The 24,621-nt window shown below is 68.7% G+C and carries 10 protein-coding genes; 7 read left to right on the top strand and 3 right to left on the bottom strand.

Going from position 1 to position 24,621, the window contains the following annotated elements:
* Positions 1 to 186: 186 nt before the first annotated feature.
* Both HUA74_RS45630 and HUA74_RS45640 read left to right on the top strand, forming a co-directional pair.
* Positions 187 to 7,500 (top strand): myxosortase-dependent M36 family metallopeptidase, encoded by a 7,314-nt coding sequence (locus tag HUA74_RS45630; protein ID WP_174455354.1) that lies wholly within the window; start codon positions 187 to 189, stop codon positions 7,498 to 7,500.
* A gap of 307 nt (positions 7,501 to 7,807) precedes the next feature.
* Entirely contained in the window at positions 7,808 to 10,219 is a 2,412-nt protein-coding gene (locus HUA74_RS45640) for a cation:proton antiporter (RefSeq protein WP_217443480.1), read from the top strand.
* Between the two features lie 19 nt (positions 10,220 to 10,238).
* On the opposite strand, the gene HUA74_RS17095 is transcribed toward HUA74_RS45640, so the two are convergent.
* On the bottom strand, positions 10,239 to 11,297 hold the full coding sequence (locus HUA74_RS17095) for a patatin-like phospholipase family protein (RefSeq protein WP_174455355.1): 1,059 nt from the start codon (positions 11,295 to 11,297) through the stop codon (positions 10,239 to 10,241).
* 108 nt (positions 11,298 to 11,405) lie between these two features.
* On the opposite strand from HUA74_RS17095, the gene HUA74_RS17100 reads away from it, so the two are divergent.
* Complete coding sequence (locus HUA74_RS17100; RefSeq protein ID WP_174455356.1) at positions 11,406 to 13,073, top strand: amidase; 1,668 nt, start codon at positions 11,406 to 11,408, stop codon at positions 13,071 to 13,073.
* A 13-nt stretch (positions 13,074 to 13,086) separates the two neighbouring features.
* On the opposite strand, the gene HUA74_RS17105 is transcribed toward HUA74_RS17100, so the two are convergent.
* Positions 13,087 to 13,458: a DUF1330 domain-containing protein gene (locus tag HUA74_RS17105; RefSeq protein ID WP_141646334.1), complete on the bottom strand. Its 372-nt coding sequence runs from the start codon at positions 13,456 to 13,458 to the stop codon at positions 13,087 to 13,089.
* Positions 13,459 to 13,721: 263 nt separating this feature from the next.
* Positions 13,722 to 14,429, bottom strand: a complete 708-nt coding sequence (locus HUA74_RS17110) for a 2OG-Fe(II) oxygenase (RefSeq protein ID WP_174455357.1) — start codon at positions 14,427 to 14,429, stop codon at positions 13,722 to 13,724.
* A 110-nt stretch (positions 14,430 to 14,539) separates the two neighbouring features.
* Between HUA74_RS17110 and HUA74_RS17115 the strand changes: the two genes are divergently transcribed.
* From HUA74_RS17115 to HUA74_RS17130, 4 genes are all read left to right on the top strand, one after another.
* Positions 14,540 to 15,595, top strand: a complete 1,056-nt coding sequence (locus tag HUA74_RS17115) for an acetylserotonin O-methyltransferase (protein ID WP_254625098.1) — start codon at positions 14,540 to 14,542, stop codon at positions 15,593 to 15,595.
* Between the two features lie 229 nt (positions 15,596 to 15,824).
* On the top strand, positions 15,825 to 16,649 hold the full coding sequence (locus HUA74_RS17120; RefSeq protein WP_174455358.1) for a hypothetical protein: 825 nt from the start codon (positions 15,825 to 15,827) through the stop codon (positions 16,647 to 16,649).
* 126 nt (positions 16,650 to 16,775) lie between these two features.
* On the top strand, positions 16,776 to 18,935 hold the full coding sequence (locus tag HUA74_RS17125) for a flotillin family protein (RefSeq protein ID WP_141647542.1): 2,160 nt from the start codon (positions 16,776 to 16,778) through the stop codon (positions 18,933 to 18,935).
* A gap of 147 nt (positions 18,936 to 19,082) precedes the next feature.
* Positions 19,083 to 24,596 (top strand): DNA repair ATPase, encoded by a 5,514-nt coding sequence (locus HUA74_RS17130; RefSeq protein WP_174455359.1) that lies wholly within the window; start codon positions 19,083 to 19,085, stop codon positions 24,594 to 24,596.
* Positions 24,597 to 24,621: the final 25 nt, after the last annotated feature.

Here is a 24,621-nt window from a genome sequence, read left to right on the forward strand (position 1 = left end):
AGAAAAAACCGCAATGTCGCCTTTCAACCTACACCAGTAAAGGCACTAATCTCTCCAACAGGTGACAATTTGTCACCTGGGAGCCAATCAGAACAGACCTGAGCTTCCGGCAAGGCTGTCGGAACGCGACGTATCGGGTCTCCCGGGCGGCTCCCACCCCGCGCAATCCCATGGGAGCACCCCCACGTGAGAAGGTTGGTTGCCAAGCTGTCCGGCCTGGCGCTGGTACTTTCAGGTACTGGCTCCTTCGCCCGGACGCTGCCGAACTACGACGCATTCCTGGAAGCCAAGCCCGCGGGCCGCACCGCCGCGAGCTTCAAGCCGGTGGACGCCGACACGGATGTCCGTGTCACCCACCGGGATGAGCACACCGGCGCCCCTCGCTTCCTGTGGGCCACTGGTGGTGCACAGAACAAGCTGAAGGCGCAGTACGCCAGCATGGCGCCGGCGCAGGCGGCCCTCACCCAGCTCAACGACTACGCGGCGATGTACGGCGTGAAGTCGTTCGAGGTGGCCGGTGCCCGCGTCTCCGCCGTCAAGCAGCTGCCCCAGGGTGTCAAGGTCGTCACCGTGGCGCAGGAGGTTTCCGGCGTCGAGGTGTTCCGCCAGAGCCTCCGGCTGCTGTTGAACAAGAACAACGAGCTGGTGTCGGTCTCCGGCACCATCTCCGAGCACGTGACGGCGCGGGCCGCGCCGGAGCGGATGCGTTTCAAGCTGTCGGCGAAGTCCGCCATCGCCGCCGCCTTTCAGGACGTCACGGGCTCCGCGCTCGACGGCAGCCTGCTGAACCAGGTGAAGAGCGCGAAGCCCACGGGCCGCTATACGCGCTACGCCCTGGCCTCGTACGCGCGACCGCAGGAAGAGAGTCTTCGCGAGCCCGCCCGCGCCAAGCAGGTCTACTACGCGCTTCCGAACGCGCTGGTGCCCGCGTACTACGTGGAGGTCATCACCGGCCGCGAGAACAGCGTCGATTCGGACGCCTACGCGTACGTCATCTCCGCGTTGGATGGTCGCGTGCTGTCTCGCAAGGACATGCGCGAGCAGGCCGCCTTCAGCTACCGCGTCTTCGCGGACACCACACCCCCGTATACGCCTCACGACGGTCCCGCTGGCACGAACGCCACGCCGCACCCGGACGGTGCGCCGACGGGCTTCCGGCCCGCGTTCGTTCCTCCCTCGCTCGTCACCCTGCAGAACGCGCCCTACAGCCAGAATGACCCGTGGCTCGCGGCGGGTGCGACGGTGACCGCCGGCAACAACGTGGACGCGTACGCGGACCTCTTTGCGCCGGACTTCTTCAGCGCGGGCGACCTTCGCCCCACCGTCACGGCTCCCGGCGTGTTCGACCGGACGATGCTGTTCGACATCCAGCCGAACGCCAATGCGGAGCAGATCGCCGCGGCGACGACCAGCTTGTTCTACCTGAACAACTGGCTGCACGACTGGTACTACGACTCCGGGTTCGACGAGCTCTCGGGCAACGCGCAGCTCGACAACTTCGAGCGCGGTGGCGAGGACGGCGACCCCATCCAGGCGCAGGCGCAGGACTACAGCGGCACCGACAACGCCAACATGCTGACGCCGGCGGATGGTGCCTCACCGCGCATGCAGATGTACCGCTTCTCCGGCCCGCGCGATGCGCGCCTGACGGTGAATGCTCCGGCCCATGTCGCGGGTAACTATGCCGTCGGAATCGCATCCGGCATGGGTGCCCAGGCGTTCGACGTGGTGGGCAATGTCGTCATCGCGCTGGACGAAGTCACCGCGGGTGGGCCCTCCACCACGGACGGTTGCACCGCCCTGACCAACGCGGCGGCGGTGGCTGGGAACATCGCCCTCATTGACCGCGGTGGCTGCGGCTTCGTCGACAAGCTCACCAGCGCGCAGGCCGCTGGGGCGACGGGTGTCATCATCGCGGACAACGCCGCGGGGCCGGTCGTGGACATGGGCGGCACCTCGACCACGCTCACCATCCCCGCGCTGCGCATCACCCTGGCGAATGGCAACCTGCTCCGCAACGAGCCGGGCCTCAACGTGCGCCTGTTCCGTGCGCCGAGCATCGGCCCGGACGGCACCGTCGACAACATCATCGTCGCGCACGAGTGGGGGCACTACATCAGCAACCGCCTCATCCTCGATGCGGGCGGCCTCGTCAACCAACAGGGCCGTTCCATGGGCGAGGGCTGGGCTGACTTCCACGCGCTGCTCATGGTGACCCGGGCGGAGGACATCAACGTCCCCTCCAACCCTGACTGGACGGGTGCGTACGGCGCGGCGGAGTTCGCCCCCCGCTACGGCTCTCCCGACAGCGCCTTCTTCGGCATCCGCCGCGTGACGTACTCGTCCGACATGGCGAAGAACGCGCTGACGTTCCGCCACATCGCGAACTCGTCCGCCCTGCCCACCACCGCGCCCATCATTACGAACACCCTCCCGAACTCGCAGTTCCACAACTCGGGTGAGGTGTGGGCCACCATGCTCTGGGAGGCCTATACGTCGCTGCTGCGCGTCCACCCGTTCCAGGTGGCTCAGGACCGGATGAAGCAGTACATCGTCCTGGGGTACATGCAGACGCCCTACGCGCCCACCTTCCTGGAGGCGCGTGACGCCATCCTCGCGGGTGCCTATGCCATCGACCCCGCGGATGCGGAGCGGATGTGGACGGCCTTCGCCAAGCGTGGCGCCGGTGTCGGCGCCGTGGCCCCGTCCTATGTCTCCACCACCCACGAGGGTCTGGTCGAAAGCTTCCGCACCGGTCCCGCGCTGGGGCTCGTGAGCGCGACGCTCTCCGACGACCTGCCCACCGGTTCGTGTGATCGCGACGGTGTGCTCGACAACGGTGAGACGGGTCGCATCGTCGTCACCATCGCGAACACCGGCTCGCACCCCGCGCGCAACGCCTCGGTGACGGTGTTCTCGCCGTCCCGCGGTGTCGTCATCGGCAACGCGGGCGTGGTCCGCCTGCCTGAGATTCCCGTGTTCGGCCAGGTGACGGTGGCGCTGCCGGTGACCCTGACGGGCGCCGCGACGGCCTCCGTCGCGGAGTTCATCATCGCCTTCCGCGATGAGAACCAGGCGGTTCCGGGAGACGTCATCGCCGCGCTGAACGCGGTGACGAACTACGACGAGGCTCCGGAGACCAGCCGGACGGAGAACGTCCAGTCCAACCCCGCGACGCTCCCATGGGAGCTCGAGTCCAGCGAAGCGCCTGAAATCAACGAGTACTTCTTCGGGCTCGTCTACGTCGATGAAGCGTTCATCGACCGCGCGTTCTTCGGCGAGAACCGGGAGTTCCCCACGGACTTCTGGCTGAAGACCCCGCCGCTCAACGTGAGCGCCACCGCGCCGTTCATCGTCAGCTTCGACCACACCCACGACTTCGAGGCCGACGCGAACGCCAACTACGACGGCGCCGTCATCGAGCTCACCGAGGACAATGGTCAGACGTGGATCGACATCGGCGTCCCCCTGTACGGTGGCGTGCTGGATACGGCTCCGGGCGTGCTGAACCCCCTGCAGGGCCGTCAGGCCATCGTCGGCACGAGCGCGAACTTCCCCACGCTCGATCCCGCGACGCTGGACCTGGGCACCACGTACGCTGGCAAGACGGTCCAGATCCGCTTCCGCATCGGCACCGACAACTTCGTCGGCGCGACGGGCTGGGCGCTGGACAACCTGTCCTTCAGCGGCATCGACAACACGCCGTTCACCTCCCTGGCGGCGGACAACAACGTGTGTCTGAACCGTCCTCCGGTCGCCAACGCCGGTCCGGACCAGACGGTGCCCGAGCGCACCGCGGTGACGGTGGCGGGCAGCGCGACGGACGCAGACGGCAATCCGCTCACGTACACCTGGACGCAGTTCTCCGGCACGGCGGTGACGCTGTCCGGCGCCGACACGGCCACCGTGACCTTCACGTCCCCTGAAGTGGCGTCGGACCGCGACATCGTGCTGCGGCTGAGCGTCAGCGACGGCAGCCTGACGTCCACGGACTTCGTGACGGTGCGCGTGCTCAACGTCAACCGCGCTCCCACCGTGAACGCGGGTCTGGATGGCTCGGCGAATGAGCGTGGCAGCTTCACCCTGTCCGGCTCCGCGAGCGACGCGGATGGCGACAGCGTCACCTACCTCTGGACGCAGGTGTCCGGCACTCCGGTGGCGCTGACGGGCTACACGGCGGCCTCCGCCACGTTCGCGACCCCCGAGGTGGACTTCGACACGATGCTCACGTTCCGCCTCACCGTCTCCGACGGCAAGGTCAGCGTGAACGACACCGTGGACGTGGTCATCCACGACGTGAACCGCGCCCCGGTGGTCACCGCTTCGTCGGTGACGGTCGATGAGCGCAGCACCGCCAACCTCACGGCCACGGCCTCGGATGCGGACGGTGACACGCTGACGTACGCCTGGACGCAGCTGTCCGGTGCCCCGGTGACGCTGTCGGGCGCGGACACCGCGACGGCCTCCTTCGCGACGGGCGAAGTGGCCGCCAACGCCGTCCTCACCTTCCGGGTGACGGTGTCTGACGGTACGGCGACCGCCACGCAGGACGTGACGGTGAACGTGCTTCACATCAACCGCGCGCCGACGGTGAACGCGGGCCTGGATGGCTCCGTGAACGAGCGCGCCGTGGCCACGCTGAGCGGCTCGGCGAGCGACGTGGATGGCGACGCCCTGACGTACACCTGGGTGCAGACGGCCGGTACTCCGGTGGGCATCACCAACGCCACCTCGGCCATCGCCACCTTCACCGCGCCGGAGACGGCGACCGGTGAGACGCTGACGTTCCGCCTGACGGTGAGCGACGGCAGCTCCACCGCGAGCGACACGGTGAACGTGCAGGTCAATCCGGTGAACCGCACGCCGGCGGTGACGGCCTCGCCCGTCACGGTCAACGAGCGCACCACCGCGACCCTCATCGCCACCGGGACGGACCCGGACGGTGACACGCTGACGTACGCCTGGACGCAGCTGTCCGGCGCCGCGGTGACGCTGTCTGGTGCGAACACCGCGACGGCCACCTTCACGGCCGCCGAGGTCGTCACCACCGCCACCCTGACGTTCCGGGTGACGGTGTCGGATGGCACGGCGACCGCCAGCCACGACGTGACGGTGACGGTGCTCAACGCCAACCGCGCGCCGACGGCGAACGCGGGTGCCGACGGCACCGTGGGTGCTCGTTCCGAGTACACGCTGAGCGGCGTGGGCGGTGACGCCGACGGCGACGTCCTGACGTACACCTGGGTGCAGACGGCTGGTACGCCCGTGGGCATCACCCACGCCACCACCTCTACCGCCCGCTTCACCGCTCCCGACAGTGTGGAGACGCTGACGTTCCGCCTGACCGTGAGCGACGGGACGTCCGTCGCGAGCGACTCGGTGAACGTGGCTGTCACGAGGGTCAACCGGGCTCCGTCGGTGACGGCGTCCGCGGTGACGGCCGACGAGCGGAGCACTGTCTCCCTCGTGGCCCAGGGCGTCGACCCGGATGGCGACGCGCTGACCTACGCGTGGGCGCAGCTGTCCGGCACTCCGACGGTGACGTTGGAGAACGCCAACACGGCGACCGCGACGTTCGACGCGGGTGACGTGGACGACGCCGCGGAGCTCACGTTCCGCGTGACGGTGTCCGATGGTGGCGCCACCGCGAACCAAACGGTGACGGTGACGCTACGCAATGTGAACCGTGCTCCCACGGCGAACGCGGGTGCGGCGGCTTCGGCCGTGTCCGGTACCTCCGTGACGTTGGACGGCAGCGCGAGCAGCGACCCGGATGGCACCTCGCTGTCCTACACGTGGACGCAGATCAGCGGCCCGTCCGTGGCGCTGTCCAACGCGGTCTCCGCCCAGCCGTCCTTCACCGCTCCGTCGGTGGAGGCGCAGCGCGACCTGGTGTTCAGCCTGGTGGTGAACGACGGTGCGGCCAGCAGCGCGGCCTCCCTGGTGGTCATCACCATCAACCCGGCGGCCATCCCCAACCGGTCTCCGGTGGTGACGGCGTCCGCGGTGACTGCCGACGAGCGGAGCACCGTCTCCCTCGTGTCGCAGGCCTCCGATCCGGATGGCGACACGCTGACCTACGCGTGGACCCAGCTGACGGGCGCTACCGTGGAGCTGCAGAATGCCGACGCGGCGACCGCGACGTTCGATGCGGGTAACGTGGACGACGACGCGGTGCTCACGTTCCGTGTGACGGTGTCCGACGGCACCTTCGATGCGACCCAGGACGTGACGGTGACGGTGCGCAACGTGAACCGTGCTCCCACGGCGAACGCGGGTACGGCGGCCTCCGCCGTGTCCGGTGCCACCGTGTCGCTGAACGGCGGCGCGAGCAGCGACCCCGACGGCGCCACGCTGACGTACCAGTGGACGCAGGTCAGCGGGCCGGCGGTGACGCTGTCCAACGCCACGGCCGCCCAGCCGACGTTCACCGCTCCGACGGTGACGGCCGAGCGCGACCTGGTCTTCGCCCTGGTGGTGAGCGACGGCGCGGCCAGCAGCACGGCCTCCCTGGTCGTCATCACCATCACCGCGCCGCCGGTTCCGAACCGTGCGCCCGTGGTGACGGCGTCCGCGGTGACGGCCGACGAGCGGAGCACTGTCTCCCTCGTGGCCCATGCCACGGATGCGGACGGCGACACGCTGACCTACGCGTGGACCCAGCTGACGGGCACCACCGTGACGCTGCAGAACGCCAACACGGCGACCGCGTCGTTCAGCGCGGGCGAAGTGGATGACGACGCGGCGCTCTCGTTCCGCGTGACGGTGTCCGACGGTGACGCCAACGTGAACGCGACGGTGACGGTGACGGTGCGCAACGTGAACCGTGCTCCCACGGCGAACGCGGGTGCGGCGGCTTCCGCCGTGTCCGGTGCCACCGTGACGTTGGACGGCAGCGCGAGCAGCGACCCCGATAGCACCACGGTGACGTACCTGTGGACGCAGATCAGCGGTCCGGCCGTGACGCTGTCCGAGGCCACGGCGGCTCAGCCGACCTTCACCGCTCCGACGGTGACGGCCGAGCGCGACCTGGTGTTCAGCCTGGTGGTGAACGACGGGGCGGCCAACAGCGCGGCCTCCCTCGTCGTCATCACCATCACCGCGGCGCCGGTGGAGAATGTCGCTCCGGTGGCCAAGGCCCGCATCATCCTCAATGGCAGCCAGACGTCGATGACCCTCGACGGCTCGGCTTCCTCCGACGCGAATGGCGATGCCCTGACCTACAAGTGGGAGCAGACGGGCGGCCCGAGCGTGACGCTCAACGAGTCGACCAAGGCGGTGCTCAACGTGGACGTTCCGGAGCTGGATGACGACAGCGCCACGTTCACGTTCAAGCTGACGGTGAAGGACAGCCACAACGCCACCCACAGCGTCACGGTGGCGGCCACGGCCACCCCGGATGATGGGGGTGGTTGCTCGTCCACGGGCGCGGGTGCTCCGGCGGGCATGCTCGCCCTGGCGCTGCTCAGCCTGCTGCACCGTCGTCGTCGCGTGAACTGAGCCGGAAGCCGCCTCCTCTCGGGGAGGCGGTCTCCTCCGGGGACGGGAGCCTGACAGGCCCGGACCCGGAGGCTCTCCAGCGGTTCGAGCATTCTTGAAGTCCGACGGCCGGCATCCTCTCGCGAGGGTGTCGGCCGTTGTTCATTCCGGCGTCGTTCGCGGGACAACGTTCGTGGGGGCGAAGTGACGAGCCCCTGCCGCGTGACGGTGACTGGTGCACGAATCCGCCGCGCGGCGCACGGGTGGCCATGCGCGCTGGGGCAGGCTCGGCTCCCGTGTGGCTCGACCGGGCCGCCGCCTTCCGTCCATGTTCCCACTCGCCTCGGCCGCGCCGCCGTTCCTGCAAGAGATTGTCATCCTGATCGCCGCGGGCGCGGTGATGGCCTACGTGGGCCATCGCTTCAGGCTGGTGCCCATCGTCGGCTTCCTCCTCGCGGGCGCGCTGATTGGACCCAACTCCCTGGCCCTGGTGAAGGACCTGGAGCTGGTGAACTCCGCCGCTGAACTCGGCGTCATCCTCCTGCTGTTCAGCATCGGCCTGGAGTTCAGCCTGGAGAAGCTGGCCCGGCTCAAGCTGCTCCTCTTCGGCGGCGGAGGGCTCCAGGTGGGGCTGGCGTCCGTGGGGATGATGGGCTTGCTCATGCTGTTCGGCGTGGCGTGGCGGCCCGCGCTGTTCACCGGCTTCCTGGTCGCGCTGTCCTCCACCGCCATCGTCCTCAAGCTGCTCGGAGACAGGGGAGGGACCTCGTCCGACGTGGGGCAGGTGTCCCTGGGGCTGCTCATCTTCCAGGACCTCGCCGTGGTGATGATGGTGCTGCTCGTCCCCATCCTGGCGGGGAAGGGCGACTCACCGCTCCACTTCGTGTGGGCCTTCGCCAAGGCGCTCGGCATCATCGTCGCGGTGCTGGTGGTGGCGCGGCGGCTGATGCCCCGGCTGCTGGAGGTGGTGGCGCGCACGTGCTCACCGGAGCTGTTCCTGCTCACCGTCATCGCAGTGTGCTTCGGCACGGCGTTCCTCACCAGCCTCGCGGGCGTGAGTGTGTCCCTGGGTGCCTTCCTCGCGGGCCTGGTCGTCAGCGAGAGCCGCTTCAGCGAGCACGCCTTCGGAGAAATCCTCCCGCTCCAGATTCTCTTCAGTGCGACGTTCTTCGTCTCCGTCGGCATGTTGCTGGACGTGGGCTTCCTCGTGGCGCACCTGCCCGTGGTGTTGCTGGCCATCGTCGCGGTACTCGTCGTGAAGGCCGTGACGACGGCCATCAGCGTGCTGGCGCTCGGCTATCGCGCGCCGGTGGTGGTGGAGAGCGCGCTGCTCCTGGCTCAGGTGGGGGAGTTCTCCTTCGTGCTGGAGCGCAGCGGCCGGCGCCTGGGGTTGTTTCCCGCGGGCCTCCCCGAGGGCTCCCAGGCGTTCATCGCGGCCACGGTGATGTTGATGGTGCTCACTCCGCTGCTGTCCCGGCTGGGCATCTGGGCGGGTGGACGCCTCACCCGCAGAGGTCACAACGCGATGGCGCAGGAGGGCCCTTCCACGGACGAGTCCGAAGCCCTCGCGGCCGAGTCCTTCGCCCGCTTCGAGAACCACGTCATCGTCGCCGGCTACGGAGATGGCGCGCGCCGACTCACGCGCGTGCTGCGCGGCTCGGGCATTCCGTTCCTGGTGGCCACCTTGAGTCCCCAGGGCGCGAATGAAGCGGAGGCCGAGGGCATGGCGGTGCTTCGCGGCGACTATGCGCGTCAGCGCACGCTGCGCGTGGCAGGCGTCCAACGCGCGAAGCTGTTGATGGTCGTCGACGACGAGGTCGCCATGGCCCACCGCGTGGTGGCGGTGGCGCGGATGGAGAATCCGACGCTGCGACTGGTGGCTCGCGTGCGCACGGTCGCGGACGTGGAGCCGATGAACGAGGCTGGCGCGGACGTCGTCGTGTGCGAGGAGCTGGAGAGTCTGGTCGCCGTGCTGACCTCGCTTCTCGAGGACTATCAACAGTCCCCCGAGGAGATCGAGGGCCATGAGGACGCCGTGCGGCGCTCCGGCTACGCGGCGCTGCGACTGGCGGGCTCGCTGGAGAAGCCGCTGCTCGTCTGCGCCCTGGAAGAAGACTGCCTGGGCTCTCGCCGCGTGACGGTCCGCCCGGGTGCGCCCATCGCCGGACAGACGGTGGAGGCGCTGGTCCAGCGAGCCGGTGGGGCGCTCAAGGTCCTGGAGCTGCGAAGGGAAGGGGTGCCGCTGTCGCGAGTGGAGCCGCACACGCGGTTCGAGGTCGGTGACGAACTCGTCCTCAAGGGCTCGGTCACGGCCTTCGAGCGCGGCGCGGAGTTGTTCCGCTCACCGCCTCCCGAAGGACTCGAGGTGGAGGCCGGGCCACCGGAGAACGTCGCACCCCCCACGGCGGCGGAGCTCATCGACACGCAGGCCACCATCGAGTTCCATCCGAGCGCGGGCACGGGGCCTTGTGCCCACCTGGACCAGCTCCGTCCCGTACGGCCCCGGACGCGCGGGTGCGAGGAGTGTCTCAAGCTCCATGACACCTGGGTCCATCTGCGGCTGTGCATGACGTGCGGCCACGTGGGCTGCTGCGACGACTCCAAGAACAAGCACGCGACGGGGCACTTCCACGAGACGACACATCCCCTCATCCGTTCGCTGGAGCCCGGTGAGAGCTGGGGCTGGTGCTACCTCGACGAGGTCCAGCTCGAAAGCGAGCCCGCGCCGGCAGGGAAGTGAGCGCCGCGCGGCTCCAGGCTCAGAGCGGCCTCACGTGCTCGGCGAGTCGTCCCGTGGCGATGAGCTCCTGGAGTTCGTCTCCCATCCGCTCGCTCTCGGAGACCACCTGGTTCCAGGCGCGGATTCGCGCGGTGTCGGTCATCCGCTCGAAGTCGACACGGTCCGGAATCTTTCCACCGGGCAGCCTTGCCACCAGCTCGGGGGACGGGGAGATGAGCAGCGCCCTGCGGAAGTTCTCCGGCCGCGCCCGTCGCCAGCGCAGGGCCTTGTCGAACCAGCCAGGCACCACATACGGATAGAAGTGCGGGTACAGCACCAGTCCCTCACCAGGACCGAAGTCCAGGTCCAGGTGGTAGTCGATGACGCCACCATCCCGGTACACCCCTGGATGCGCACCGGGGATGCGCACGCCGCTCAACACGAGCGGAATCGAGCCCGAGGCGATGAGCGCCGGCTTCAGGTTCTCCGCCGTCAGGGGCAGGTGGACGGACGGCAAATCCTTCTGTCCCGCGAAGGGCGTCGTGTCGCCGGCCGTGTCGAAGATGACGCGGCGCAAGTGGAGGCTCAGGCTCTTGCGGCTCACCACATTGCCCATCGCGCACAGCGCCAGGCCCAGGAGCTGGACGCGCGGATGCTCGACACCCAGGGGACCCCGACACAGCGCCGTGACGATGTGCAGCCGCGCCCACGGATGGTTGAGGATCTCCTTCAGGCCATCATCTCCCAGGAGCGCATCGAGGATGCGCTCGCTCGTCTCGCTCACCAGGGAGGGCGAAGGCTTGGGCGGATAGCGCTGGTCGATGTACGCCGCCTCGAAGCGCCGCAGCGCGGACACCGGGTCGTTCTGGGCCAGACACGCCAGTCGCCAGCTGCCGATGGAGCTGCCAATCAAGTGCAGGGGGCGGGTGCGTCCCTTGAAGAGCTCGCCGAACAGGGCGCGGTCCAGCCCGGCCAGCACCAACCACTTGGGGCCACCGGAGGCTCCAGGCACCACATCCACGTCGTCACCGCGCAGCCCCCGCGCACGCAGCAGCCGCAGCGCGTCAGGTCCCGCCAGAAGCGTCAGATTCGAGGCCATGTCGGGGTTGCACCGTAACAGGAGCGGGTGGGTTGCGCGGGACTTCCGTGCTCGGGCCCGCATGGCTTGCGACAATCCATGCGCCACTGCTGTACTGCGCGCGCCCCCATGAAAAAGCCCACGCCTTCCGGACATCGCTCCTGGGAAATGAGTCGGCGCGCCTTCCTCGGTGGCTCGGCCGCTGTCACGGCCCTGGCCACGGTGGACGCCACCGCGAACCCTCGGGGGCACGCTGCTCCTTCCTCCAGTCCGTTCGAACTGGAGGAGGCCACCATCGTCGACCTCCAGGCCGGCCTGCGCGAAGGGAAGTACACCGCGCACGGCCTCACGGAGCGCTACCTGGCGCGCATCGCGGCCATGGACCGCACCGGCTCGCTGCCGCTCCTGTCCGTCATCGAGCTGAATCCCGACGCGCTCGCCATCGCCCAAGCGTTGGACTTGGAGCGGAAGGAGAAGGGCGCTCGCGGTCCGCTGCATGGCATCCCCGTGCTCATCAAGGACAACATCGCGACGGCGGATCGGATGCAGACCACCGCGGGCTCGCTCGCGCTCGTCGGCGCCGTGCCCTCGCGAGATGCGTTCGTCGTCGAGCGCCTGCGCGCCGCGGGCGCTGTCATCCTCGGCAAGACAAACCTCAGCGAGTGGGCCAACTTCCGCTCCACGCGCTCCGCCAGCGGCTGGAGTGGACGCGGCGGCCAGTGCCGCAATCCGTATGCGCTGGACAGGTCGCCGTCGGGCTCCAGCTCGGGCTCGGGCGCCGCGACGGCCGCGAACCTCTGTGTCGTGTCCGTGGGCACGGAGACGGATGGCTCCATCGTGTCGCCCGCCGCGGCGTGCTCGCTCGTGGGACTCAAGCCGACGGTGGGACTCGTCAGCCGCTCGGGAATCATCCCCATCTCTCACAGTCAGGACACCGCGGGCCCGATGACGCGCACGGTGGCGGATGCCGCCGCGCTGCTCACCGTGCTCGCCGGCGTCGATGCCTCCGACGTGGCGACCGCCGCGAGCCAGGGCCGCACGGGACTGGATTACACGAAGTTCCTCGACGCCGACGGGCTGAAGGGCGCGCGCATCGGCGTCCCTCGCGAGCGCTTCTTCGGCTACCACGCCGCCACCGACGCGCTGGTGGAGCAGGCCCTGGAGGTCATGAAGTCGAAGGGCGCCATCCTCGTCGACCCGGCCTCCATCCCCAACGCGGCGAAGCTGGACGAGCCCGAGTTCGAGGTGCTGCTCCACGAGTTCAAGGCAGGCGTGGAGTCGTGGCTCGCGAGCCTGGGCGGCACGACGAAGCTGCGCACCATCGCGGACCTCATCCGCTTCAACGAGGAGCACCAGGACTCGGAGATGCCGTACTTCGGGCAGGAGCTGCTGCGTCAGGCGCAGGCCCGCGGACCGCTCTCCGATGCGAAGTACCTCAAGGCCCTGGCCTCCAGTCGCAGGCTGTCACGCGCGCAGGGCATCGACGAGGTGATGCGCAAGCACCAACTGGACGCGCTCGTCGCGCCCACGCAGGCGCCTCCAGGGCTCATCGACCTGGTGAACGGCGACCACTGGCTGGGCAGCAGCTCCACCCCCGCCGCCGTCTCCGGCTACGCCACCCTCACCGTGCCCGCGGGCTACGTGCGCGGGCTGCCCGTGGGGCTGTCGTTCATCGGTCGCGCATGGAGCGAGCCCACGCTGCTCAAGCTCGCCCATGCCTACGAACAGGCCACGCGGCACCGACGTCCGCCTGGCTTCGTTCCCACCGCGGACCTGCGCCTCGTCGCCGGGCGCTGAGTCCTCGCCACGCTCAGGGCGACGCAGCCCAGGGAAGCGTCGCCTGCATCACCGCCTCGTGCAGCGCGGCCGTGCGCAGATGGCTGAAGCGCTGGTAGTCCGGGTCGTTCACCATCTCCAGGAACGCCGCGCGGCTCGGGTAGCGCACCAGCATCACCGCGTCCCAGGTCTGCCCGGGCTCCGCCACCAGCGCGGTGGAGCCGTCGCCCGCGTAGAGGGGCTGCGCGCCTGCCTTGATCATGAACGGCATGATGGCGTTCGCATACTCCGCGAACGAGGCCCGTCCCCCCTCCTTGAACCGCACCAGGTTCATCATCACCAGCGGCCCCCCGGGGTCTTCCTGGATGAAGCGCTGAACGTCGGTGCCCTGCGGATCGACAGCCACGGTGCCTCCTGAAATCGAATCGGTCCGCCCCCCATCGAGACGGCGTGTCATTGTCGCTCAGTCTCACCGTACGGTGAACCCGGAACAGGACAGACCCGGGAGCCCCAGAAACTGGGGCCCACGCCACCCACGGCACGCGCGCCACGGAAGCCAGGCTCCGTCTCGACGCGCCCGCCGCCCGCCTCACGCGGGATGCCGAAGCGATTCGGGCCCGCCGTGTCGGGTCCAGCCGGAGGGCTCCGCGCGGGCCGTTGAAGGCTCGTTCAGGTGTTTCCGGTGTCGGTGCGCTCGCGCTGCGCATCCAGGTAGGCGGCGAAGCCCGCCTTGGACTGGATGCGGAAGGGTGGCAGTCGCGCGAGCGCGTCAGGCGCGAAGACGTATTGCTCGCAGACGAGGCTCGCGCGCTGCGAGTCGTCCCGCGCGCCGAGGAAGGGCTGCACCTCGTGCTGGAGATGTCCCTGGAAGTGCACCAGCAGCCCGGGCCGTGGCCGCACCTCGCCCACGTCGCGATTGTCATGCAGCAGGCGAAGCGCGCCGCCGCGCGCGCCCGCGGGCATCTGGAGATACAGGACGCTCACGTGTCGAGGCGTGGCCTCCGGGACGCCGCTGGGCCCCTGCAACGTCGCGTCGATGTGTCGGCCCACGCCCTTGCCCGCGTCGAGCAACAGCAGGTTCAGATAGAACGCGTTGGGCATTGGCTGGCGCGAGCCGAACAGCCGCTCCCTCCACGGTCTCAAGCCGCGCGCGCTCTCCGGCGCCAGCACCCGCGCGAGATACGCGCGCAGGAACGGGAAGCGCGCCTCCAGGGTGCTCCTTCCTTCATGTGTGAAGATGAAGGCGAAGCCCCGACTCGCCTGGAACGTGCCCATCAGCGGGCTGCGGGCCACGAAGCGAGAGCCCAGCAGTGCGTCTCGCAGGGACTCCAGCTCCACGGGGGGGAGGGCTTGACGGTGGGTGATGTAGGGGCGCACGACAAAAGGCGGGGATTGCGAGGGAAGAGACGAAGAAGTGCTTTTACAGCCTACCTTTTAGGTTCCAGAATTGCCGTGTCTCACTCCCCCCGCGCAAGGTCCCCCCCTGCATGAGCCAGCAACCTCGTCCCGTCAACGCCGCCCCCGCCGCCCCCAGCTCACCTCCGCCCGCGGTCGTGATGACCCAGATGGTCTACGGCTTCTGGGTCTCTCGCAGCCTGCAGATCATGGCGGAGCTGGGTATCGCGGACACCATCGGTGATGAGCCGAAGAGCGTGGAGGAGCTCGCGCAGGCGAGCGGCACCCATGCTCCGGCGTTGAGACGCATGCTCCGACTCCTGACCGGCCTGGGGGTGCTGGTCAAGGACGAGCAGAGCCAGCGTTTCGGTCTCACGGAGCTGGGCAGGATGCTTCAGAAGGACAGCCCGGGCTCGGTGTATGGCTCACTGCGCGCGCATGGCCACCTGCTGTCCTGGCAGGCGTGGGGAGACCTGGTGTCGTCGCTGAAGACGGGGCAACCCTCCGTGGAGAAGTTCATGGGGGACAGCTTCTTTGGCTACATGTCCAAGCACCCCGAGGACGCGGCCATCTTCAACGGCAGCATGGCCGCGTATCAGAGTCTCAACGCTCCGGCGGTGGTGGGCGCGTATGACTTCTCCACCGCGAAGTCCGTGGTGGACGTGGGCGGTGGAACGGGCACGCTGCTGGCTCACATCCTCCAGTCCCATCCGAACCTCCGGGGCGCGCTCTTCGAGCTGCCGCACGTCAAGGCGGAGGCCACCGCGCGCCTGTCGAACCTGGGCATGGCGTCGCGCAGCGAGGTGCTGGAGGGCAACTTCTTCGAGAAGATTCCGTCGGGCTACGACATCTACATCCTGTCGCAGATCCTCCACGACTGGGACGACGAGCGCAGCCTGAAGATCCTCACCAACGTGCGCGAGGCGATGCATCCGGGCGCGAAGCTGCTCATCGTGGAGACGGTGCTGCCGGGCGACAACGTGTCGCACTTCGGAAACCTCTACGACATGGCCATGCTCGTGCTGGTGGGCGGCCAGGAGCGCACGGGGACGGAGTACACCGCGCTGTTGGAGAAGGCCGGGCTGCGCATCCATCGCGTGCTGCCGACGTACATGCCGCCCAGCGTGGTGGAGGTCGTTCCCGCCTGAGTCGCGCATTCCCACGGCCCGGCGTCGCAGCTCACGCCGGGCCCGTGCTCCCATGTCCGGGTGGGGGTGGACCCCGGACGCCCGCCGCGGCCGGGCCCTCCAGGAGTCGTGAAGCCCGGGGCTGCTTGACGATGCGGGCTTCGCTCGGAGGCTCGGCGAGCGTCCGTCCAGGAAATCGACGGGGGCGGTTTTCGGAGGGAATCAGGCTCGATTAGAGTCCCGGGCGACGATGACGCCCTTCTTCGACGCCATCCTCGCGTTCCCGACCGCGATCTTCACCACCGCCATGGGCGTGGTGCTCACATATTGGCTGTTCGTCATCATCGGGGCAGTGGGTATCGACCTGCTCGATGGCGGCCACGTCGACTTCGAATCGGGTGGAAAGGCACTGGGTGCGGCGTTCGAGGGCGGGGGCAAGGCCCTGGCCGGGACGCTGGAAGGTGGAGCGAAGGCTGCGGGCGAGGCCATCCAGGGCGGCGGCAAGGCGATGGGCGCGCACGACCACGACGCGCACGTGGACGGCGGCATCCTCTCCACGCTGGGTTTCGCGGGCATCCCGCTCACGGTGTCCGTGAGCCTCGTCTCGTTCTTCTCGTGGTTCCTGTCGCTCGTGGCGACCCCGCCCGCGCACGCGGCGCTTGGAGGCGTGCTTCCCTCGTGGTTGATCAGCAGCGCGGTGGGGCTCTTGTGCTTCGTCGCGGGGCTGGTGATTTCGGGCATCGCCGTGCGGCCGCTCAAGCCCGTCTTCGTGGCGCGCAAGGCGCCCGGGCGTGACTCGCTGATGGGCCGGGTGTGCACCATCTCCAGCGGCGGTGTCACGGACCGCAACGGCCACGCGACGTTCGAGGACGGCGAGGCGGGCTTCATCTTGAACGTGGTCTGCTCGAAGAAGAACGGGCTCAAGCGGGGAGATCCCGCGCTGGTGCTGTCGTACGACGCCCAGCGGGATGTCTACGAGGTGGAGCCCGTGGACTGGCTGTTGCCGGAAGAGATGGATCAGCTTCGCGACCCCGCTCGGGCCGCGGCGCTGGCCCGCGCGCGAGCGCGTACATGACTTGAGTCGAGGCGCGGTCCGCTCAGGGGGGCGGACCGTGTGTGGATTCGACGCCAGAGGGCTTTCGCGGGGGATCTCTGGCGCCTGATACAAGGCCCGCTGTCAATACTTCACAGGAAAAAGGCCATGGATCCCATCACCTTGGTAGCCGCCGTCGGCGGAGGCGTCATCCTCCTCACGGGCATCGTCCTCACCATCGTTCGCCTGTACCGGCAGGTGGATCAGGGCAAGGTGCTCATCGTCAACACGCTGAAGACCGAGCCGCTCGTGACCTTCACCGGCGCGGTGGTCTTCCCCATCATCAACCGGGCCGAGGTGATGGACATCGCGCTGAAGACGGTGGAGATCGACCGTCGCGGCAAGGAAGGCCTCATCTGCCAGGACAACATCCGGGCGGACATCAAGGTCACCTTCTTCGTGCGCGTGAACAAGACGCGTGAGGACGTGCTCAAGGTCGCCCAGTCCATCGGCTGCGTGCGCGCCAGCGACCAGGAGACGCTCGAGAAGCTCTTCGAGGCCAAGTTCTCCGAAGCCCTCAAGACGGTGGGCAAGAACTTCAACTTCGTGGACCTCTACACCAAGCGCGCGGAGATCAAGGACAACGTGGTGGAGGTGATTGGCCGGGACCTCAACGGCTACATGCTGGAGGACTGCGCCATCGACTATCTGGAGCAGACCCCGGTCGAGATGCTCGACAAGGACAACATCCTCGACGCCGAGGGCATCCGGAAGATCACCAAGCTGACCACCGAGCAGAACATCGTCACCAACGAGCTGCGCCAGACGGAGCGCCAGGCGGTGACGAAGCGCAACGTGGAAGCCGACCAGAGCATCTTCGAGCTGGAGCGTCAGCGTGAAGAGGCCTCCGCGAAGCAGCGGCGCGCCATCGAGACGGTGCAGGCCGAGGAGTCCGCGGAGACCGAGCGCGTGAAGCAGGAGCAGTACTCCAAGGCGCAGCTCGCCCGCATCAAGGCGGAGCAGGAGATCCTCGTCCAGGAGCAGAACAAGTCGCGCGACGTGGAAGTGGCCCAGAAGCACCGCGAGCGCGAAGTGGGAGTCGAGGCGGAGAACGTGGAGCGCGCCCGCTCGCTGGCGGCCATCAGCCGGGAGCGTGAGACGGAGCTGGAGCGCATCGACAAGGAGAAGGCGCTCGAGGAGCAGAAGAAGAACATCGCCGACGTGGTGCGCGCTCGCATCGCCGTGGAGAAGACGGTGGCGCAGGAGGAGGAGCGCATCAAGGACCTGCGCGTGGAGTCCGACGCCCTTCGCAAGAAGCAGGCGATCATCATCAACGCCGAGGCCCAGGCGCAGGAGAAGACCGTCAAGGACGTGAACGCCGCCAAGGCCAACAGCGAGATGGCGGTGTTCATGGCGAAGGAGAAGCTCACCCTCGCCGAGGCGGACCTCGAGGCCGCCGACAAGACGGCGAAGGCGAAGATGCGCCTGGCCGACGGCATCCAGGCCGAGTCCGCCGCCGAGGGCCTGGCGGGCATCCGTGTGAAGGAAGCGGACGCCGCGGCCACGGAGAAGCTGGGCATGGCGCAGGTGCGCGTGAAGGAGGCGGAGGCCGGCGCGATCGAGAAGCAGGGCCACGCGCAGGCGCAGGTCGTCCGTGAGCGGCTGCTGGCGGAGGCCGCGGGTGAGCAGGAGAAGGGCATCGCCCGGGCTCGCGTGCAGGAGGCCGAGGCGGTGGCCATCCACAAGCGCGGCGAGGCGGAGGCGTTCGCCACGAAGGAGATGCAGCTCGCCGAGGCCTCGTCCATCCAGGAGAAGCTGTTCGCCGAGGCCCGGGGCCTCGCGGAGAAGGCGGCGTCCATGAAGTTGATGGACGGCGTGGGCCGCGAGCACGAGGAGTTCCGCCTCAAGCTCAACAAGGAGCGCGACATCGAGCTGGAGACGATCCGCGTTCGCAAGGACATCGCCCATGCCCAGGCCGAGGTGCTGGCCAAGGCGTTCGCCAACGCGAAGTTCAACATCGTCGGTGGCGACGGCCAGTTCTTCGAGCGCTTCGTCAAGGCGGTGTCGTTCGGCACCGCGGTGGACGGCGCGTTGGACCACGGCGAGGCCCTGAAGACGGCGCTGGGGGGCTACCTCAACGGCCAGAAGGACCTGCCGGCGGACCTCAAGGAGATCCTCTCCAAGCCGGGTCTGAGCAATGACGCGCAGAACCTGGCGGTGGCGGCGCTGCTGCACCGCATGACGCCCGGCCCGACGGACCCGGCGGCGAACCTGAAGGCGCTCCTGGGCGCCGAGGGCAAGCCGGCCGCCTCCGACAAGCAGGGCTGATTCGGGCAGCAGAAGGGTCCGCCCTCGCCGAGCGCGAGGGCGGGCATGGCGTCACGACGACCTCGCCCCCAAGCCTTCCGGGGTGGCGTCCCTCCCATCCGGGCGGGACGGGGGCGGGGTCCCCGCGAAACTTTCCGGTGAGCACTCATGGCAACTGACGGTGGCAAGGGCGCGGCGCCCACGGGCGAGGCGGCGCTAGAGGGGGGCAGCTACGAGGTCATCCGGACGCGCCTGCTGGCACAGGCGGACGTGCTGGGCGCGAAGGCGAACGACCTCAATGCGCGGCGCAAGGCGTTCTTCGGCGGCTCGGAGCTGGCGGTCACCGGCAACGAGCGGGTGCGCACCGAGAACAACTGCGTGGCGCGCGACATCGTCAGCGTCGGCAAGTACCTGCTCTTTGGCTACAACGTCTTCATCGGGTTGAAGAAGGAGACGTCCGTCGCGGATGTCTTCTCGCTGCACCGGTTCGAGAAGACGGCCGACGGGTTTGATTTGTCCGCCGTGCCGCACACGGAGGCCGGCGGGTTCCTGGCCGACCCGCGCTTCGTCAAGGACTTCAGCGAGCTGTACCGGTACTACAAGGACGCGAAGCTCCTGCAGCTGAGGCGCAAGGACGCGCGGCTCCTGGCCATCTTCCAGACGGGCCAGACGGCGCGAGACCTCAAGGTGTTCCGCTTCAACCTGGACACCGAGGGCCGCGCCACCTACCTGGACAACCAGGGCGAGAAGGACCACGTCTTCCCCCCGTCCCACGACTTCGAGTGGACGGTGGCCACGCGCGAGAACTACGTGCTGGGCCAGCACCCGCACGTCAACGTGTTGGATCAGGTGTTCGTGGAGACGGTGAAGGGCGACCTCACCGTCAAGGTGGAGAACAACACCTCGTCGGGCCTGGGCATCTACAGCGAGCCGGTGGAGGACGCGAACCAGTCGCTGGACGACGCGCGGTTCGCCTGGGCCCGGGTGGGAACGCTCATCCTCATCCGGGTGCTGCCCTTCCGCGAGAAGGCCTGGCGCTACCTGGTGTTCAACTCGCGCACGCAGCACGTGGTGCGAATCGACGCCATCGGCCAGGCCTGCATCCGGCTGCCCGAGGACCAGGGCATCATCTTCCCCGGGGGCTATTACCTCCAGACGGGCGACTACAAGGTCTTCGACGGTGACGCCACCGGCTCGGGGATGGAGTTCAAGCACGTCATCCGCTCACCCAACGGCGAAGACGTCCTCTACATCTTCCACCAGCGCGAGGAGGGCCGGTACCTGCTCTTCCCGTACAACCTGGTGCGCAAGGAGGTGCAGAACCCGCTGGTGTGCAATGGCTACAGCCTCTTCGCGGACGGCGGGCTGGTGGTGTTCCGCGAGACGTCTCAGGAGCCCACGCGGGTTCACCCGATGCAGGTGTGGCAGACGCCCTTCGTGTCGGACGAGCACGCGGCGGCGGCACCCACGGCGCCCGGCTATCTGGGCAAGGTGGGCAACGCGGAGCTGGTGCGAGGCATCTCCGATTCGCTGACGCTCCAGCGCATCGCGAAGACCGACAAGCCCAACCGCCGCACGTACGAGGACCTGGTCGCCGCCGCCACGCGCGCGCTGGATGCGTACTACTGGCTGGGCCACGCGGAGACGGGCCTGCAGGAGCCCGTGGAGCTGTTGCGCCGCACGTCCGAGCTCATCATCGATGAGTTCGAGAAGGTGCTCGCCCTCCAGAAGCGCGCGTCCGAGTCGCTGGCCGAGGCGGAGAAGGCGCAGACGAAGTTGCTGGGACGCGTGCAGCCGGAGTTGCTCACCTCGGCCGAGGAGTTCATGCACGTGCTGGCGGAGCTGCGTCAGCAGCGCGGGCACCTCATCACGCTGAAGGACATCCGCTACATGGACCTGGGGCGCGTGGATGCCCTGGAGAAGGCGGTGGTGGAGGCGTCCGACAACACCAGCTCCGGCTGCGTGGACTTCCTCCAGAAGGGAGAGGCGCTTCAGCCCCTGGCCGCGCGCCTGGACGAACTGCTCGCGAAGCTGGAGCCGGTGAAGACGACGGTGGAGCTGGCGCCGCTGGGCGAGGACATCGAGAAGACGGCCCAGGGCCTCACGGTGCTGGGTGAGGTCGTCGGCGGACTCCAGGTGGGAGACCCGCTGGCCCGCGCCCGCATCCTGGAGGGCATCTCCGAGCTGTTCGGCCGGCTCAACCGCGTGCGCGCGAGCCTCGCGGCCAAGCGCAAGGAGCTGTCCAGCCGGGAGAAGCGCGCGGAGTTCGGCGCCCAGTTCAAGCTGCTGGGGCAGGCCATCGAGAACGCGCTGGCCCAGGCGGACCTGCCGGAGAAGTGCGACGAGGGGCTGTCGCGTCTCACGGTGCAGTTGGAGGAGCTGGAAGGGCGCTTCGGTGAGTTCGACGAGTTCCTGGGGCAGATCACCCAGAAGCGCGAGGAGCTGCTGGAGGCGTTCGGCGCTCGCAAGCAGACGCTGGTGGATGAGCGGCAGCGCCGGGCCCAGAGCCTCTTCGGCGCCGCGGAGCGAATCCTCCAGGGCGTGCAGCGCCGGTCCAAGTCGTTCAAGTCGGATGACGAGCTCAACGGGTACTTCGCCACCGACGCGATGATCCTCAAGCTGCGGCAGCTCTCCGAGCAGCTCCTGGGCCTCCAGGACAGCGTTCGCTCGGACGAGGTGTTGTCGCGGCTCAAGTCCGCCAAGCAGGACGCGCTGCGGGCGCTGCGCGACAAGCAGGACCTGTTCGCGGACGGCGATTCGCTCATCAAGCTGGGCACCTACCGCTTCAACGTCAACACGCAGCCGTTGGACCTGACGCTGGTTCCGAGAGACGGCGCGCTCTATCTCCAGCTCACTGGCTCCGACTACGCGCAGAAGTTGGAAGACCCGGAGCTGCTCAAGCACCAGGGCCTCTGGGAGCAGCACCTGGTCTCCGAGACGCGGGACGTGTACCGCGTGGAGTACCTGGCCTCCTGCATCCTCTCCGACGCGGAGGACGGCAAGGGCGGCCTGACGCTGTCCGCGCTGCATGAGGCGGTGATCGCCGGCACGCTGCTGGAGCGGGTGCGCACCTACGCGGCGGATCGCTTCGATGAAGGCTACGAGCGCGGCGTGCATGACGTGGACGCGGCGGCGGTGCTGGAGAAGCTGCTGACGCTGCACCAGGGCGCGGGTCTCTTGCGCTTCGCGCCGGTGCCTCGCGCGTGGGCCTCGCTGTATTGGGCCTTCGACTCCGACGAGGGCGCGCGGACGCTGTTGCACCGTCGGGCGCGGAGCCTCGCTCGGCTGCGTCAGACGTTCTCCTCGGTCGGAAGCCTGTCCGAGCTGGGGCTCGCGTTGGGGGAGGCCGTGGAGGCGTTCCTCAAGGCGCAGGGGCTTGCGCACTCGCCGGCGGAGGCTCGTCAGGCGGGGCGTTACCTCGTGGAGGAGCTGGCGGTGGACCGGCCCCGCTTCACCACGAGCGGCGAGGCGGTGGTGCTGCGCGACGCGTTCCTGGCGCAGTTGGAGCGCCAGGGCACCCGGACCGCCTTCGAGGAGGACCTGCGCGGACTGGAGAAGGACCTGTCCTCGCGGCTGCTCATCGCCAAGGCGTGGGTGGAGGCGTATCTGGCCCAGCGCGATGGGGGCCCCGGTGACGCGGGCTACTTCGCACTGGAGACGGCGGTGTTGCTGCTCACCGAGCGCAAGCTGGACCGCGAGCCCGCGGGCGCGCTGACGGCGGCCGAGGTGACGGGGCTTCTGGGCAGTCACCCGCGCGTGCACGACCGGAAGCTGTCCTTGCGCCTGGACGAGTTCCTGGCGCGGCTGGGCGAGTTCCGTCAGCTCCGCGTGCCGCAATACCAGACGTACCGTGGACTGCTGCGGGATTTGCTGGAGCGTGAGCGCCGCAAGCTGCGCCTGGAGGAGTTGACGCCGAAGGTGCTGTCGTCGTTCGTGCGCAACCGCCTCATCGACGAGGTGTACCTGCCGCTCATCGGCGCCAACCTCGCCAAGCAGCTCGGCGCGGCGGGCGAGGGCAAGCGCACGGACCGCATGGGCATGCTGCTGCTCATGTCTCCGCCGGGCTACGGCAAGACGACGTTGATGGAGTACGTGGCGAGCCGGCTGGGCCTCACCTTCGTCAAGGTGAACGGCCCCGCGCTGGGCCACTCGGTGAAGTCGTTGGACCCGGCGGAGGCGCCCAACGCCACGTCGCGGCAGGAGGTCGAGCGCATCAACCTGTCCTTCGAGATGGGCAACAACGTGATGCTCTACCTCGACGACATCCAGCACACGGACCCGGAGCTGCTCCAGAAGTTCATCTCGCTCTGCGACGGCCAGCGCCGCGTGGAGGGCGTGTGGAACGGCCGGACGCGCACCTATGACTTGCGCGGCAAGAAGTTCTGCGTGGTCATGGCCGGCAATCCCTACACGGAGACGGGGGAGCGCTTCCGCATTCCGGACATGCTCGCCAACCGCGCGGACACCTACAACCTGGGTGAGATTCTCGACGGCAAGGAGCACCTGTTCGCGCTGAGCTATCTGGAGAACGCGCTGACCTCCAACCCGGTGACGGCGCCGCTGGCCACTCGCGACGCGGCGGACACGCACCGACTGCTTCGCATGGCGCAGGGCGAGGAGGTGCCCGCGGGCGAGCTGAAGCACGGCTACGCGGCGGCGGAGCTGCAGGAGATCATCGCCATCTTCCAGCGGATGTTCCGGGTGCAGTCGGTGCTGCTGAAGGTGAACATGCAGTACATCGCCTCGGCGGCGCAGGACGAGCGCTTCCGCGCGGAGCCCGCCTTCAAGCTCCAGGGCTCCTACCGCAACATGAACAAGCTGTCGGAGAAGCTGGTCGCGGCCATGACGGACGCGGAGTTGGAGCGGCTCGTCGACGACCACTACCAGGGCGAATCCCAGACGCTCACCACGGCGGCGGAGCAGAACCTGCTCAAGCTGGCGGAGATGCGTGGCCGCCTGACGCCGGAGAAGGCGAAGCGGTGGGAGGACATCAAGCAGGGCTTCGCGCGCGTCAAGCGCATGGGGGGCAAGGAGGACGACCCCGTGGCGCGCGTCACCGGTCAGCTCAGTGGAATCGAAGAGCAGCTCGGCGCGGTGCGCGATGCGGTGGCGAACGCGGCCACCCAGGTGCAGCAGGCCTCCGCGGACCGGAACGAGGACCCGACGGCCGAGGCGCTGCCCTACCTGGAGGCCCTGCGCGACGCGGTGCTGGAAGTGGCGAAGGTGGGACGCGAGGCGAAGGACAGTCCGCCGCCTCTGCCGGTGGCCGCGCCCGCGCCGGCGACGGACCTGGCGCCATACCTCAAGCACATGGCGCAGCTCCTCAAGGCGCTGACTGAACGGGTGGCGACGTCCGCCCAGGCGCCCGTGGTGCAGCAGGCTCCGGCCCAGGACTTCGGGCCGTACATGGAGCAGCTCTCCAGGGCGCTCTCCGCGCTCGCGGACCGACCGGTGAACGTGTCCGCGCAGATGCCGGCGGAGGCGCTCCAGCGGGCCGCCGTGGCAGGGCCGTCTCCGGCGGAGCTGAGCCGGCAGATAGAGCTGGTGGAGGGCGTGCTGCTGCCTCTGGAGCGGGCTTCCCGTCGCGCCGTGCAGGGCGAGGGTGAGAACGTCAAGTCGCTCCAGGTCTGGCAGAACGTCACCGAGGCGCTGGAGCTGCTGCGCTCCATGCTGCGTCGGTAGTCGCTCGGAGCTTTCGCGGCCGGGG

Origin of the sequence: Myxococcus sp. CA051A (assembly GCF_013336705.1) — a bacterium.
Taxonomy (GTDB): Bacteria; Myxococcota; Myxococcia; order Myxococcales; family Myxococcaceae; genus Myxococcus; species Myxococcus llanfairpwllgwyngyllgogerychwyrndrobwllllantysiliogogogochensis.